Source organism: Rhizobium sp. No.120, assembly GCF_054558365.1.
Genome location: NZ_BAAJNQ010000018.1, coordinates 49,463 through 64,739, shown reverse-complemented (window position 1 = coordinate 64,739; position 15,277 = coordinate 49,463). Strand labels below are relative to the sequence as shown.

Annotated in this window: 11 protein-coding genes; 1 reads left to right on the top strand and 10 read right to left on the bottom strand. The window is 59.5% G+C overall.

Features of this window, described 5'->3' with window-relative positions; translation table 11 throughout:
• Positions 1–208: 208 nt before the first annotated feature.
• The 10 genes from ACYJRZ_RS29065 to ACYJRZ_RS29020 all read right to left on the bottom strand — a co-directional run bounded on the left by ACYJRZ_RS29065 (position 209) and on the right by ACYJRZ_RS29020 (position 13,455).
• Positions 209–1,945 (bottom strand): pilus assembly protein TadG-related protein, encoded by a 1,737-nt coding sequence (locus ACYJRZ_RS29065; RefSeq protein WP_459464592.1) that lies wholly within the window; start codon positions 1,943–1,945, stop codon positions 209–211.
• Positions 1,945–2,367, bottom strand: a complete 423-nt coding sequence (locus ACYJRZ_RS29060) for a TadE/TadG family type IV pilus assembly protein (RefSeq protein WP_459464590.1) — start codon at positions 2,365–2,367, stop codon at positions 1,945–1,947. The genes ACYJRZ_RS29065 and ACYJRZ_RS29060 overlap by 1 nt, the downstream gene beginning before the upstream one ends.
• A gap of 317 nt (positions 2,368–2,684) precedes the next feature.
• Entirely contained in the window at positions 2,685–2,894 is a 210-nt protein-coding gene (locus ACYJRZ_RS29055) for a hypothetical protein (RefSeq protein WP_459464589.1), read from the bottom strand.
• A 73-nt stretch (positions 2,895–2,967) separates the two neighbouring features.
• Positions 2,968–3,768, bottom strand: coding sequence for an ABC transporter permease (locus tag ACYJRZ_RS29050; protein ID WP_459464587.1), 801 nt, complete (start codon positions 3,766–3,768; stop codon positions 2,968–2,970).
• Positions 3,765–4,619 carry an ABC transporter permease gene (locus tag ACYJRZ_RS29045; RefSeq protein WP_459464585.1) on the bottom strand — a complete coding sequence of 285 codons (855 nt, stop codon included), beginning with the start codon at positions 4,617–4,619 and terminating at the stop codon, positions 3,765–3,767. The genes ACYJRZ_RS29050 and ACYJRZ_RS29045 overlap by 4 nt, the downstream gene beginning before the upstream one ends.
• Positions 4,620–4,711: 92 nt before the next feature.
• Positions 4,712–5,884 carry an ABC transporter substrate-binding protein gene (locus ACYJRZ_RS29040; RefSeq protein ID WP_459464583.1) on the bottom strand — a complete coding sequence of 391 codons (1,173 nt, stop codon included), beginning with the start codon at positions 5,882–5,884 and terminating at the stop codon, positions 4,712–4,714.
• 48 nt (positions 5,885–5,932) lie between these two features.
• Positions 5,933–7,030: an ABC transporter ATP-binding protein gene (locus tag ACYJRZ_RS29035; RefSeq protein WP_459464581.1), complete on the bottom strand. Its 1,098-nt coding sequence runs from the start codon at positions 7,028–7,030 to the stop codon at positions 5,933–5,935.
• A gap of 1 nt (position 7,031) precedes the next feature.
• Entirely contained in the window at positions 7,032–9,095 is a 2,064-nt protein-coding gene (locus tag ACYJRZ_RS29030; RefSeq protein ID WP_459464579.1) for a hydantoinase/oxoprolinase family protein, read from the bottom strand.
• Complete coding sequence (locus tag ACYJRZ_RS29025) at positions 9,092–10,789, bottom strand: hydantoinase B/oxoprolinase family protein (protein ID WP_459464577.1); 1,698 nt, start codon at positions 10,787–10,789, stop codon at positions 9,092–9,094. The genes ACYJRZ_RS29030 and ACYJRZ_RS29025 overlap by 4 nt, the downstream gene beginning before the upstream one ends.
• A 95-nt stretch (positions 10,790–10,884) precedes the next feature.
• Positions 10,885–13,455: a LuxR C-terminal-related transcriptional regulator gene (locus ACYJRZ_RS29020; protein ID WP_459464575.1), complete on the bottom strand. Its 2,571-nt coding sequence runs from the start codon at positions 13,453–13,455 to the stop codon at positions 10,885–10,887.
• A gap of 367 nt (positions 13,456–13,822) precedes the next feature.
• Between ACYJRZ_RS29020 and ACYJRZ_RS29015 the strand changes: the two genes are divergently transcribed.
• On the top strand, positions 13,823–15,211 hold the full coding sequence (locus tag ACYJRZ_RS29015; protein ID WP_459464574.1) for a DUF882 domain-containing protein: 1,389 nt from the start codon (positions 13,823–13,825) through the stop codon (positions 15,209–15,211).
• Positions 15,212–15,277 lie beyond the last annotated feature (66 nt).

The window sequence follows — 15,277 nt, the reverse complement described above, 5'->3', positions numbered from 1 at the left end:
AATGCAATTGGCGCGCTGCCGATAAAATTTCTTTGCTAAGCCAGGCATCGCTTCGCGACACGTCGAATTCATATAGCTGATAGTATTCTCAGCAAGTCTCTTAATTGCGGCCGCCGACTTACGACCGCTCTGGGACAACGCCAACCTCCTGTGAGCCGGCGTGCGCCGTAGAAGGCGCATCGCTCCACGCAAGCGCTCTGAGATGCCATTATTGTACCAGCACGGGCTGCGTACATCTCGCGTCCGTGACGCTTACATCCGCCTGGCCGATACCGATGCCGAGGAGACCGAGCGTGCCGTATAGAACCTGATCGAGCGGCGCGGTCACAACCGACAGCGTGTCAGCAATCGCCGAGAGCACGTCCTTCGGTGTTCCGAGCGTCAGAAAGAGCAATTGGATGGTGATGGTGGCGTTTTTCAAGAGCGACGAGACCGTGGATGTCAAGACGCTGTTGGTAGAAACCGTCTTGATCGTGCCGGCCGAAATCTCCGGAGGCTGAAAGGTCAGTCGCGTCGGGCTCATGTTGGCGATATCGACCTGCGCGCTCGCGATCACTTTCAGAAGAAGTGAATCGATGATCGCAGCCGGCGTGACTCGCGGTTCGGAACCGAAATTTACGAAGGCGGATGTGTTGACGTCGCCCAGATCCACCTCGGCAACACCGGGGACGGCATCTATTCCGACGACGGCATTTGGCATGGAGCCGCCAACACAGGTGATCGAAGCAAGCTTGGCCTCAGCGGGGGCAAGCTCGATATAAAGGGGAACCCTGAGCTTCAGCCCGGCAATCAGCGACAGGCCGGTGACGGCGACTTCGAGCGCAGCACGGACCTGCGGCGTTCGAACGATCGTGCCCGGTGCACCCACCGCCAGGGCTGGCGTCTGCTGCGACATCTCACCGATCGCCAACGTCAATTTTGCCGTGGCGACTCCGGGCAGGGCAGCTCCGAGATCAAGCGCAATCTGCCTTTGCTGATTGGCGGCCATTGCAGTGGTGGAAATGAGATCCAGCACATTGATATTGGCGGTCATATTGGGGGACGTGCCGACAATATTGCGCCCCAGCGGACCTAGATTGACAATATCTTGCAGCTTTACGGTCAGTTTCGTGGTGCCGAGCGTCTTACCCAGATTGTTGATGAGGGTGACGACACCGGCCGAAAGATTCGTCGATTTGCCGAGTGCGCCGAGAATCTTGTCGTAGGTGACATCGGTTGCCAGAAGCTCGTTATAGCTGACACCGGTAAGCTTGAGATCCGTTGCCAGCAGATTGAGAAAGCTCAGAAGATTGACGTTCGCACTGATGAGCGACTGATAGTCGACGACCTTCAGAGAGACTTGCGTTCCGAGCAGTGCGCCAAGCAGCTGGTTGAGAATACCGCCATTGAGGCTCGCGAGCCGCGATCCAACCGAAAAGGCGGCTAGACGCTCGCTTGACGCTATGCCCGTCGCGCTCAAGGTCGGCGGCGTGGCAAAGGCGGACGCGAAAGGCATGACCGCCTTTTGGGTCAGTGTCACCTTTACGGAATCATATGGCGCAGCTCCCGTTGAGGAGAAGCGGTTTGCAACCGGGACCGATGTGTCCGCCGAATAGGTGCCGAGCGCGAAATTGGCGACGGTCTCATATTGGCCGGAGTTGGCCGCGGCCGCGCTGACTAGCCCGTCGCTGGTCATATAGTTGCTGCCGGAGGCGACCGCCGCAGTGGTGCCGTTGCTTTGGAGATTGTTGAAGAGCGCAGTCTGGGCATTTGTGATATTGGAAGCGGCCGATATCGCGCCAATGTCGCTCAACTGCTGTAGGCGCCGTTGCTGCAACGTCATCATGCCATAGTCGACGCCGAGGCCAAGGCAATAGAGGATCAAAGGCGAAACAAGCGCAGTCGTGATCGCGACATTTCCTCTCCTGTCTCGAAGCGCCGCAAGCCCGTCGAGAAACGGTTTCATCACAGACCTCCCAACCGAATGGTCGAATAGCGACGGATGGTGGGATCCGGCATCGCGAAGGTATAGAGGTTCCAGATCGGAAGGGCCGACGCGTCGTAGCTGGCGCTGACCGTAAACTGGTTGGCATTGGTCGGATCTGTGGCGACAGTCACCGTCAACTTGGTCTTGTCGATGAAGGCATCGTTGATCGTCGAATTGGTGACGAAGCTCTGAACCAGTTGGCTTCGCTCGGTTGCCGACAGCCCGGCGATTGCCGTGCGAGCGGCGTCGGCAGTCAATTGCTGCAGCGAATGAGCGGCAGTGAGATAGATGGCAAAGGCAATCAGCGTGAGAAGCAGAAGGAAAAAAAGCGGCGCGACGAGCGCGAATTCGACCGCTGCGGCTCCCTCTTTCTCCCTGTTGAAGCGAGAAACACGATACATGGTCCTGTCTCCTTTGATAACTATCACCTTGCGATGACGGTCGAGGAGAGCTTAGGCTTCGGACGTTAATTTTATATTTCTAAATAAGATATCTTCTAATATTATTACATCTTAAAGGATATTGAATATTCGAGCGAATTACCGCGCATAGACAAATGTTTGCGGTGACAAACATCAAGTATTGCCCGCACGTCAAAACGAGCTTTCACACCCCACGATAAGAGCGAAGGCAAACTCTGGCTTTCAAACGTTGCTTTTGCCCGCGCCGCACATTCGGCAGCGTTAGCCTGTTCGGTGCACGAATCCGCAGCAAGCATCTATTTTTTCTTGGGCACCAGATCCCAGCCGCCCTGGATGTTTCTCACGAAACGGCAGCTTCCCTTGTAATAAGTGACAGCGCCTTTCCGATCCACCTTGATCGATGTCGGCAGCGATTGCGCCGCCACCTTCAGCCGCTCGACCATATCAAGCGCCTCCTGCCTCTTTCCCGCGCGGATCAGTGCCATCAGCTTCGACTCGTGTTTCATCCTCTGTACTCCCATTGGTGGAGATCTAAGGGTGGGCGGAATTTGCGACTGGTCAGTCCTATTTGCATGTTGATCACCCCATTCGGCGTTGCATGAGCAGCGAACGCAGGGCAACCGCCACCACGCAAACGCTGGAAACAAGAAAGATTGCGCCCGACATCGCATAGATCGTCGGAGAAGCGCCGGAATTCATCTTGCCGAACAGCACGACCGGCAACGTGTTCTGTCGGCCGGCCAGATAGAAGGCCCGGGTGAACTCGTTGAGTGATAGCAGGAACGAAAAGATGAAGGCACTGACGAGACCGGGCCTGATCAATGGCAGGATAATATCCCGGAACTGCCGGAAGCGGCCGGCGCCGAGATCATCGGCCGCCATCAAATAGGACCGCTTGACCGCGCCAAAGCTCGTCAGAATGACGATGAAGGCGAAAGGCATCGCCCATAGCAGATGCCCGGCAATGACAGTCAAAGCTGATGCCTTCACACCGGCGCGGCTGATCACAGTCGATAGCGCCAGCCCCTGGATAACGCCTGGTATGAACATCGGCAGCAGCATGGTCAGGAACCACAGGCAGCGACCGCGATGAAGTTCGCGATGCGCCAGCACCGCGCCGAGCGACAACAGCGTCGCAACGGCAGCCGTCGCAAGCGCAATAAGGATCGACTGACCAAGCGCTGCGACGAGGGTATTTTCCGCCTCGAGCGCGAGATACCATTTCAGTGTGATGTCTGACGAGTGTGGCAGTCCCGGCTGCAGCGCCGGATTGAACGAAACTCCGAGCAGATAAAGCGGCGGCGCATAGATCACGATGAGGCCGAAGATGGTCAGCGTCCAGATGACGATGCGCGGGGTCGCTCCTTCCCTGACGATCATTGGCCTCGCTCCTCGAACAGCGAGGAGAGGCCGAACAGGGCATCCCCGATCAGCACCAGCCCAAAGACGATGACGAGCATCAGCGTCGAAATCGCAAAGGCGAGCGGAAAATTGGCAACGCGCATGACGTCGTTAATCATCACCGAGACGATTGAAGCGCCGGCACCGCCGAGCATCTGCACCTCCGTCGAGGAGCCCGCAACCATGACGAAGACGAAGAGGAAACCGGCGAAGACGCCGGAATAGGTCAGCGGTAGCAATACCGTGCGCACCATCGTCCAGAACCCGGCGCCGAGATCGCGCGAGGCCGCCAGCGCGATAGGATCGACACGGCGCATGGAAAGCAGGATGGGGAAGGTTGCGAACGGGAGGTAGGAGGCGATCAGTCCGACGATGACGGCGAAGTCGCTGAACAGCAACCAGTCGAGCGGCGCATCGATAATGCCGGCCTGCTGCAGAAGTGTGTTGATGACACCGGTGCGGCCGAGCAGCAGCCGCCAGGAGAAGGAGCGAATGAGATAGGACGTGAAAAACGGGATCGTAAGCAAGGCCGCAAGCACGATAGACAGGGTGCGGCCAGCCAGGAAATACATCGCATAGGCGGTTGGATAAGCGATGACTAGGCAGATAGCTGACGTCAGTAACGCCTTGCCAAGGGTGGACAAGAACACGCTCCAGCGCCCAGCCTCCAGAATGGCGCCGTAAGCGGCGAGGCTGAATTCCGGCTTGATCCAGTAGGTGGCGGAATCCCAGGCGCAGAAGCTCCAGACCACGACAAGAACGAGCGGCGCAAGGCCAAGCACGAGGATCACCGCAAGCGGAGCAGCAAGCAATAGAACTGGTGTTTTCATCGTCTAAACCTCCTTCTCTCGGCGTTGATCCCATCGGCTCGGGGCCGGCCTGTCCTTCGACAAATGCGCCAGCCCCGGCCCATCACTTCAAATCAGGCGTTGCGCAGCTTCTGCCACCACTCCTCGTAGAGTTGGAAATTGTCCGGGCGGCAATTTTGCCAGTAGACCTTGCCGGAGAACTTGGCCTTCACATGGTCGGCGAGCTTGGCGACGTCGTCGGCCTTGTATTCATCCGGATGGGCCTTGGCGTAGGCGAGGTTGTTGTCGGTCGGGACGAGATAGCCGCGCGCCTTGCCGAGCTCGCAACCATAGAGGCCCGCAAGCAGGCCATCGACGAACTTGTGGGCGAGGTCGGCCTTGCCGCGCTGTGCAGCGCCCTTGAGCAGCACCGTGTTGTTGCCCCAGCCTTCATAGCCCTCGACGGGTGCGGCATATTCCACCTGAAGCCCGCGCTTGCGGCCTTCATAGACGATCGGCTCCCAACCGGTCATGGCGTCGACTTCCTCGTTCGCCACTAGCTGCACGCCCTGCTCCCAACCGTTCCAGAAGGTGCGGAACTGCCCATCCTTCTTGTGCTTGATCAGGAATTCCATGACGAGGCCAAGCTCGGATTCCGTCAAATTGCCAGGCTCCTTGATCGGCTTGTTTTCTGCTTCCTTGAGATAGATGGCAGTAAAGATGGCGCTGTTGATCCAGGCATCCTCCATCGCGACACGCCCCTTGAGCTTTGGATCGAAGATTACGCCATAGCTGTCGACCTTGCCGAGCTTGTCGGGGCGGTAGATGATGGAGTCGGCGTTGACGACCGTCGGGATGCCGTACTGCTTGCCCTCATAGGTCAAGGTCGGGATATCCTTGGCCCATTGCCAGATGCCGGCGAAATTCGATATCTTGGAGACGTCCCAGGGGACAATCAGGCCTTGCTTGGCAAGCTCCCGTTCGGCGCCGCCCTGAAAGCCGCCGACATCGAAGAGATCATTGGCATTGCCCGCGGCAAGACGGGCGACAACGGGACCGACATCGTTGCCGTTGTCGGTGAACTCTGGCGAAACGCCACTCTGGCGGGTAAATTCCTGCCACTTGTCGCCAATATCGAGCGTGGCGGTAGCCCAGAATGCCACCGTTGCATCATCGGCCATGGCCTGGTTAGCAGCCAATCCACCAAAGGATAGCGCAGCCGCACCTGCACCCATTAGCTTGAGCATATCACGGCGCTGCATATTACTCCTCAAGGCGGAGGAGGCGAAATCATTGCTTTTGTTCATCGTGTCATTCCCTTCCCTCATTTTTTGCTTGGTTCAGCTCTTCGGGTTCTACTCATCGCCTCCAGCCAAGGCCGGTCTTCCGGAATGATCGATCAGGAGCGCAGCACCCGGCTTCAAACAGACGCGCACGCTTTCGCCCGGCGAGGGCGGAATTGCGTCCGCGCTGGTCGTTAACACCACACGCTGGCTGTCGGCGAAAGCGAGCGTAACGTCATGGCTCAGTCCGCGATAGATGCTTTCGACAACCTTAAGTTCAATTATTTCTGCTGCATCTTCGCCCGCCGGGATAAGTTCAACCCGGTCTGGGCGGATTGCGACGAGGGCATCGGATGGCGGCACCACTCCGGGGAAACTCGCACTGATGTGCTGCCCGGCAATCGTAACGATAGCCCTGCCACCTGAAATCGAGATGCTTTCAGGCTTGAGGAGCGTATCGATGCCGACAAAGCGGGCCACGAAGGCATTGGCCGGCGCCTCGAAGAAGCGCGTAGGCGCGTCGGTCTGTTCGATCCGTCCCTTGTGCATGACGGCCATGCGATCCGAAAGGCTGAGCGCCTCATCCTGATTGTGTGTGACCAGGATGAAGGTCGCACCGGTACGCTTGTGAAGACGGCCGAACTCGTCGCGCATCTGCTGGCGCAGCCGTTCGTCAAGCCCGGTCAGAGGTTCATCGAGCAGCAGGATGCCCGGTTCCATGACGAGCGCGCGAGCCAGCGCGACGCGCTGGCGCTGGCCGCCTGAGAGAAGATTGACATCGCGATCCGCAAAGCCGGTTAGCTCTACCAGGTCCAATGCGCCATCGACTTTCGTCTTCAAAGCAGCACCGGACAGCCCGCGCAACTTCAGGCCGTACCCGACATTCTGGGCGACATTCATATGCGGAAAGAGCCCGAGCGACTGGAAGACGGTATTTACCGGCCGGCGGTTGGCCGGAACGTCAGCCATGTCCTTTCCGTCAAAAAGCACACGTCCCGAGGTCGGCTTGTCGAAACCGCCGATCAGCTTCAGCAGAGAGCTCTTGCCGCAACCGGACGAACCGAGCAGCGTAAAGAACTCCCCTGCTCTGATGTCGAGCGTCACGTCGTCGACGGCGCGTGTCGGCCCATAATTTCTAACGATATGGTCGAGATCGATCGCTATCGCCATACTAGACGCTTCCCCCATCGCGTTCGCGGATGAGCAGCAAGCCTTCCTCGCTCACTTCCAGTTCCTGCCCGGCCACCACGAGCGACGTCGCAGTCGCTTCCTCAATGACCAGAGGGCCGGCAATTCTCGCGAAAGACGGCAGCCGGGTGCGCTCGTAGACGGGGCAGGACACCCACCCGGTCGTCCCGCCGAAATAGACTTCGCGGCGCCCCTTCAAGGCCGCATCCAGCGATCGGCCGGCACGATCCAGTTTCGGGATGGCGATAACCGGGCCATGGAGCACAGCCTCCAGATGGATCATCGTGATCTCGACCGGCGAACTAGACAGGGAGAAGGTGTAGGCGCGCTCATGAGCCGCATGGAAGCGTTCGGCAAAGCTTTCGGCATCATCCTCCATTTCGAAGAGAGCGAAAACGCCGTGTTCCTGGCCGCGATAGCGGGCTTCGACGCGGCAGGCATAGCGTATTTCTGCTGCATCGCCCTTGGCGAAATATTTGACCGCCTCGCGCTTCAGCTCGTCGAACCGGCGCTTCAGATTGCTGACGGCTTCCGGACCAAGGGGAGCGAACCACGTGCTGCGGAAATCGGCCCGCGGCTCGGCTGCCAGCATTCCCCAGGCCGAAAATATGCCGGGATGCGGCGGCACGACCGTCATCTTCACGCCAAGATCGCGCCCCAGACGCGCAGCAAGCGCAGGGCCGGCTCCTCCGGAGATGACGAAAGCGGCATCGCGCGGATCGTGGCCACGCTGGACGGTCACCAGCTTCAACGCATTGATCATCGATGCATGCGCAATCTCGACGATGGCGAGCGCCGCATCTTCGACTGACAGCCCCATTGGCCTGGCAATCGTCGCAATCGCGGCCGCAGCCTTGGACTTGTCGAGCTGCATCTGCCCGCCGGCAAAGCTTGCCGGATCGAAAATGCCGAGCGTCAGCAAGGCATCGGACAACGTAGGCTTCTCGCCGCCCCGGCCATAACAGGCAGGGCCCGGTGTCGATCCGGCGCTTTGTGGGCCGACGCAGAGCGCGCCGCGCTCGTCGATGCGGGCAATCGAGCCGCCGCCGGCACCGATCTCGACGATATCGACCACCGGCACCTGAACCGGATAGCCGGGCGCGATGCGGGTGTGCTCGAGCTTGTATTCGCTGTCGAGCGTCGGGCGGCTGTCATGGATCAACGAGCATTTTGCCGTCGTGCCGCCGACATCGAGCGACAAGACTTCGGATTCGCCAAGCACCGTCCCGATGCGCGCGGCACCGGCAACGCCACCGGCCGGGCCGGATTCGACCAGTGTCAGAGGGCTCATCTGCGCCTGATCGAAGGTGGAGATACCGCCATTCGACTGCATGGCATAATAGGGGCAGGTGAGGTCGCGCTCCGTCAGCGCGCTCTCGAGCCGCGCAAAATAATGCTTGATGATCGGCTGCACATAGGCGTTGAGTACGGTCGTGTTCGACCGCTCATATTCGCGCCATTGGCGGGAAACCTGGTGACTAGCGCAAACCGTAACATCCGGCAACGCCTCAGCGAGCGCATTGGCGCAGGCGATCTCATGCTCAGGATTGGCATAGCTGTGAAGGAAGATGATGGCAACTGCCTCCACATCGCGAGCGCGGCATTCGCGAACGATCGGTTCGATATCTCCAAGCTCGATGGGCGTCAGCACGCGGCCCTTGGCGTCCATGCGCTCGCGCACCTCGAAGCGCAGGCTGCGCGGCACGAAGGCTTCCGGGCTCTTGAACTGCAGATTGTAGAGATCGGGACGATTGCCGCGGCCGATTTCCAGCACGTCACGAAATCCTGCGGTGGTCACCAGTGCCGTCTTGACACCCTTGCGCTCTGTAATCGCGTTGATGACGGTCGTTCCGCCATGGGCGAAAAAGATCACATCGCGGGTCGAAAGCCCGTCCTTCTTTTCGGCAAGCTCGATCGCTGCAAGAACGCCCTCGGATTGGTCGTGAACGGTCGTCAGGCTCTTGGCGGTGAAGATTTCGCCCGTGCGCTCATCATAACCAACGAGGTCGGTAAAGGTACCGCCTACATCCGTCGCCAGTCTGATCATGACGCCATACTTTCTTCATATCCATAAAGGTTGCGCGCCACCTCTCGACTGATGTAGCCATCTTCGACATCACGGCGGACCTGCTCCGGCTCGCGAGCGCGCGGATCGCCCCAGCCGCCGCCGCCGCCGGTGATGATCCGCACGAGATCCCCGCGCTTCAGTTCGATATGCGGCTCGCGGCCGAAATTGTGGACTTTCCCGCCGTTCTCCTCCACCTGCAGAAGATTGACGCTGCCGGGCTTGCCGCCCTCTGCTCCCCAGGGTGGCGTATCCGTTCGCCCGAAGCTGCAATAGGCGGAAGCGCCGTCCCCGAGGATTTCATAATCGCGAATGACGCCGAACCCGCCGCGACGGCGTCCGGCCCCCGATCCACCCTCGACATTGAGCCCATAGCGGCGCACGAGCAAAGGAAAGCGCGCTTCGATGACCTCCACGGAGTAATTATAGGTATCGCCATCGGTGAGTGCGATCAGCGCGCTAGCGCCGTCACTGTCCCTGCTCGCTCCCCAACCGCCATGCTGCGGCTCGATATGGATGAATGGCTGCCCTGCGTGGTCCTTGCCGGAAACATAGACGACGCAGAGGCTCGTATAGGATCCGGCGGAGAACCGCTCAGGCATCAGCTTGGCAAGGGACTTCCAGACCAGTTCTGAAGCATGCACCGAGCCCTCATAGTACCAGCCTGTTGGCGATGGCTTCTCGGCAGTGAAAACAGAGCCTTGCGGCGCGATGACGGAAAGTGGACGAAACCACCCCTCATTGGAGGGCGCCTGGGGCGCAACCAGCGCCTTAAAGATGGTGCGCACTGCCGATTGCAGAGCACCGGCCGCGCAATTGATCGGGCCTGCGACCGCTGGCGGGCAACCGGTAAAATCCGCCGTCAGGCGATCTCCGAAAATCGTGACGGCCACCTTGACCGAAATAGGATCGGTGGTGACGCCATCCCCGTCGATGATATCTTCCGCCTCATAGGTGCCATCGGGCAGTGCGGCGATGGCCGCGCGCGCCTGCTTCTCGCTCACCGACAGAAGGCGATCGAATGCGGCCTCGACGACATCGGTGCCATATTTGCGCGCAAGCTCGGCCATGCGTCTGGCGGCAACGCGGACGGTCGCAACCTGCGCCGTGAGATCGCCTATTGCGACTTCGGGCAGACGGACATTCTCGCGGATGATGCGCAGAACCTCGCCCGAAAAGCGATCACTGCGCACGACTTTCACGCCCGGCAGCCTCAAGCCCTCCTGAAAGACAGAGGTGGCATTGGGCGCAAGCGAGCCCGGAACCGAACCGCCGACATCGAGATAATGGGCAACATTGATGGCATAGGCAAGGATTCGGCCATCCAAGAAGATCGGCTTGACGATAGCAAAATCGCAGGCATGCGTGCCGCCGGAATAAGGATCATTGGTAAGCAGAATGTCGCCGTCTTCCAGATCGTCGCCATAGAGTGCGATCAGCGACTTGACCTGTGTGCCGAAGGTGCCGGTAAAGAGGGTGATGCCGTTCATCTGCGCCACCAGCTCACCGTCACGGGTGAGGAGACCGCAGGCAAAATCAAGCACTTCATAGATCACAGGACTCATCGAGGTCCTGGCCATGACTACGCCCATCTCGTCGACAGTGGCTGCCAGCTTGCCCTCGATAATCTCCTGCGTCACCGGATCGACGACGATCACGAATCTACCTCTCATCATTATATTCGCACGAGTGCAGATTAGGGGTTTTTTCATCCATCGATAGCCTCTCCGATGGGTGGGCGGAGACGTCAAAACCCACCCGAATGGGTAGGTTATCGATCAAGCACGCCTTTTTGACGTGCCGCCGTAACAGCCGCGGTCCGCGTTGAGACGTTGAGCTTCGCAAAGATATTGCGCAGGTGAAACTTGATGGTGTTGTCGGACAAGACGAGCATTCGGCCGATTTCCTTGTTGGAAAGCCCCGAGCTCAGCAATTCCAGCACCATGCGCTCCCGGCCGGTGAAGACAGAACCGTCTTCACCGCCGATGGTCGGCTCTTCCGATAGGTCCGCATCCGAAAATAGCGACTGAAGGCGCTGGCGAGTGATGGCTGCGACAGTCGGATGTTTGACAAGCGCACGAAGCTCTGAAAGCGCGGCCGGGTGACCCAAACGAAACAGGCTGCGATAATCGGCAAGCGGAGTCGTCAACACGAGATCGGATAGGCGGGCGGCGGCAGCTTCGCCGCGGCCTTCCGCCAGGAGAATTTCGATTTCGATGAGAGCAAGCTCGATCGCACGCGGAACATGCGGGCGCTGCGTCTGGCGCATCATGAACTGATCGAAGATCTCGCGCGCCTTGGCCTTGTCACCAAGGACCAGATGGGAGCGTGTCCAGAAGATCGCCGGCGTGGTTCCACGCAAATGAATAGCCAGCGTGTTGGCGCGATCCGAAGCGATTGCCTGCAAGCCGAAGCCGTTGGCCTCAGCATGGCGGATTGCATGATCGAGATCGCCAGAGGCCATGAGCAGCATGGCGCGCTCGCCATCGATCAGCCGAGTGAGCCGATCGAAACTACGCCGTCTCGCAGTGGCGCGAATGCGGTCCATGGCTGCATGGGCGGCAAGCAGATCCCCACGCATGCGCAGAATCTGCTGTTCAGCCATGAAGCCGGCCGCCAGAAGATCGAACCAGGTATCGTGGAGCTCAAGATGCGGCAGCGCCCATCCGAGCATCTCCGCCGCAATTTCCGTCTCACCGCGCATCGACAGAACCTCGGCCTTCAACACCTGGCCGACGGCATCGAGATCACTGCCCGGGCCAATATTGGTCTGCGCTTCGCAGATCAGTTCCTCGTAGGCCGACAAGGCGCTCGCACAATCGCCGGATAGAAAGAATGCCTGACCGACATGAGTATAAAGATGCATCGCGCCGAAATCGGCTCCGCCGTCGCGAAAGGCGCGAATGGCCAGGTGTCCGTAGTGTAGGGCCCGGTCAAGCTCGCTACGGATCAGAAAATTGTAGGAGAGCATATTGAGCGCCAGTGCTCGATGGATGAGTTCCATTCCATCCGGCTGTCGCAGGTCATCCTCGAGAGCGGAAAGATCGGACGCACTGGCCCAATGATCAGTATAAAGCGCCAACAGAATGCGCACCACGCGCACATCCTTCGCCAAGATCGGATCGCCGGCGGCCGCCCGATCGGCGATGACGAGATAATGGTTGGCCGCGGCAAGCTGCGCCGCCTTGGCATTGAAGATCGAAAGACCAAGGGTCGCAAGCGGAAAGCGGGCCAGATCGATTTCCGAGGCGTGCCCGCTCAGGGCCTGAAACAGTGTTGCGCCGCCGCGGGTGGTGGCATAGACGCGCCGCCAGCCGCCAGCAGTTTCGACAATGCGCGCCGCAAGATTGGAATCGCTTGCCGAAAGTGCGTGATGCACGGCCCGGTCTATGTCGCCCCGGGCTTCGAACCAGTGTGCCGCACGAGTAAGAGCGCGATTGGCATCGACACCCCTGCGACTGGCGGTTTTCTTGAGGAATTCGTTGAAGACAGGATGAAACCGCATCCAATTGCCGGGACCGGCAAGCAAGGTGACCGGAAGTGCATATTCGGCCAGACTTTCGCAGAGGTCGGCACGCTCTCTGCTTTCCAGCACCGCTTCGAGAAGCGAATGATTGAAAGCCGGAAGAGCAGCCGTATCGATGAGAAACTGGCGTATCTCCTCAGGGAGATGCTCGAACACCTGCTCCGACAGATAGGAGCCCATATCCGTATCGCCGCCATCGAAAGAGGCAAGGATGCTGTCACTTTCATCCGATTCCGATACGAGCAAGCTCACCATCTGCAGTGCGACCGCCCAGCCTTCGGTTCGCCGATTGAAAGAACCGATCTGCTCCTCGGTCAGATATGTGCCCTTGCCGGCAAAGAGCTCCCCGGCTTCGGCATCGCTGAAGCCCAGCTCGGCAACGCCGAACTGCTTGAATTCACCACGCAACCGCAATGCCGAGAGTGGAAAGCGTGGCGGGCTGCGGCTGACCAGCACCAGCTTGACGTGCTCGAGTGAAAGATCGGCGAGGATCTTCGCCATAAGCGCCTCGGTCGCATCCGTCTGGGCGAAATGATAGTCGTCGAGAAAGACGACAAGGGGGCCTTCGATCTTGCGAAGGCGGGTCGCTAGCACCGAAAGCAATGCTGCCGCGGGCAGGTTGCCGGCATCCCCCCCATCCTCATGAAGCAGCGCCTGCAAGGCATCGATCAATGCAAGCAGAAAGGCTTCCTGGTTCGTGTGTTCAGCATCGAGCGACACCCAGCAGAGCTTGACACCATCCGCCTTCAACAACTCGTACCATTGAACGGCAAGCGACGTCTTTCCGTAGCCGGCGGGTGCGACAATGGTCGTCAAACGGCGCAGCCCGGCTCGCCGGAGCTGCCGCAACAGGTCGCTACGTTTGATTGTTTGCTGCCCGCTTGAAGGGGGAGCAAATCGATTCTGTCCACTCATGGGGCGGGATGATGATGTCTTGGCAGATAGTTTGCAACCCACGCGAAAACGTTTGCAGGGCCTGTTTTTCTTCATCATCTGGAAGATGTCACCCCACAGGCAGTGGTTGATATCTCGCGACATTGCAACGAAGACCTTGAAATTGCAGGAAAGGGCTCGATGCGACCGAAGATGGAGCTGATGAACGGGCGCTGGCGAAGAAAATTCCCTGTTTCCTGCCATAAACGGTCCGTTAGGGATTTGTTGACCATAATTGGAGGGTATAGCGATGCCGCAGGCGCGGCGCCTCTGGTTTCTGTTTCTCTTAGCAAGGGCGAAAGTCGTATCCGTGCATCACGTGATCTTTTCCATTCCGGCGGCATTCTTCGCCACGACTTTCTCGTTCATCGCTTTCCGAGTGGCGCTGATCGCGGTGCTGATGCTCGGCGCCTTTGCAGGCTCGGCGGCGGCCGAGGACCGGGCTCTCAAGCTCTTCTTCACGCATACGGGGGAAAGGTCGACCATCGTCTTCAAGCGCAACGGCAATTATGACCCGCGCGGCCTTGCTCAGATCAACCGCTTCTTGCGCGACTGGCGAAAGAACGAGCCGACCAGGATCGATCCGGAGCTGCTCGATCTCGTCTGGGAAGTCTACCGCCGCAGCGGCGCCAAGGAGGCCATTCACGTGGTTTCGGCCTACCGCTCTCCCTCGACCAACAGCATGCTGCGCAACCGCTCGCGCAGCTCCGGCGTCGCCAAGCACAGCCAGCACACCCTCGGCAAGGCAATGGATTTTTACATTCCCGGCGTGAAGCTTTCGAGCCTGCGCGCAATCGCCATGCAGATGCAGATTGGCGGCGTGGGCTTCTATCCCAATTCCGGCTCGCCCTTCGTGCATCTGGATGTCGGCAGGGTGCGGGCCTGGCCGAGAATGTCGCGTCAGGAGCTTGCGCGGCTTTTCCCAAATGGGCAAACGCTTCACGTGCCGGCGGATGGCAGACCGCTGCCGGGTTATGACGTAGCAGTCGCGCAATCAAAAAAGCGCCCTTCCCAGATGGCGAGTAAGATCGCTGTCATGGATGACGATAGTGACGATGCAGGATCCCTCACAGCGTCTCGCAACGTTGAACCCGACCGCAGCCTTTTGACCAGCATGCTGCCAACCCCCAGAAGCCGAGCCGTGGATGGACTGGAGGCTCAGCTTGGCAAGCGGGTGGCTGAAGCAAACAAGAGCGAGCCCTTCGCCGACCTCGCGGCCTATGCCGTTCCGCTACCGGCGTGGCGGCCGAGCAGCAGCATCGTCGTCATCCCTGCGACCGCACCGGAAAGACCAACTCCCGCGCTCGCCAGCCTAGTCGTGGGACGCAGCGACGCCGGAAAGCTCGTCGTGTCTGACAATGCGGAGAATACGGCCGAGAGCGCCATGGCAAAGATGCAGCCGATCGCCGCCCTTCCCTCAGCGGCGACACGGGATGTCTCGGCCGGTATAGGAGACATGTCGACGAAGGCGATCGTCGCCTGGGCCTTGCGTCCGCCGGGCATGGCCATCGACATGACACTTCCAGGCCTCGTCAGCGCGCCCATTCCGATGCATGACGACATGGCGGAGGCTCAAGCCGGAGCTATCAGCTATGACGGTGACGATTTCGATGTCGAGCGGTTCGGCTTCGAAGGTTGAGGCGAACTCGCACGATCCGGCAATACGATTCGCTCCGGTCGGACATGATCGGAGCGGGGCAAGCCA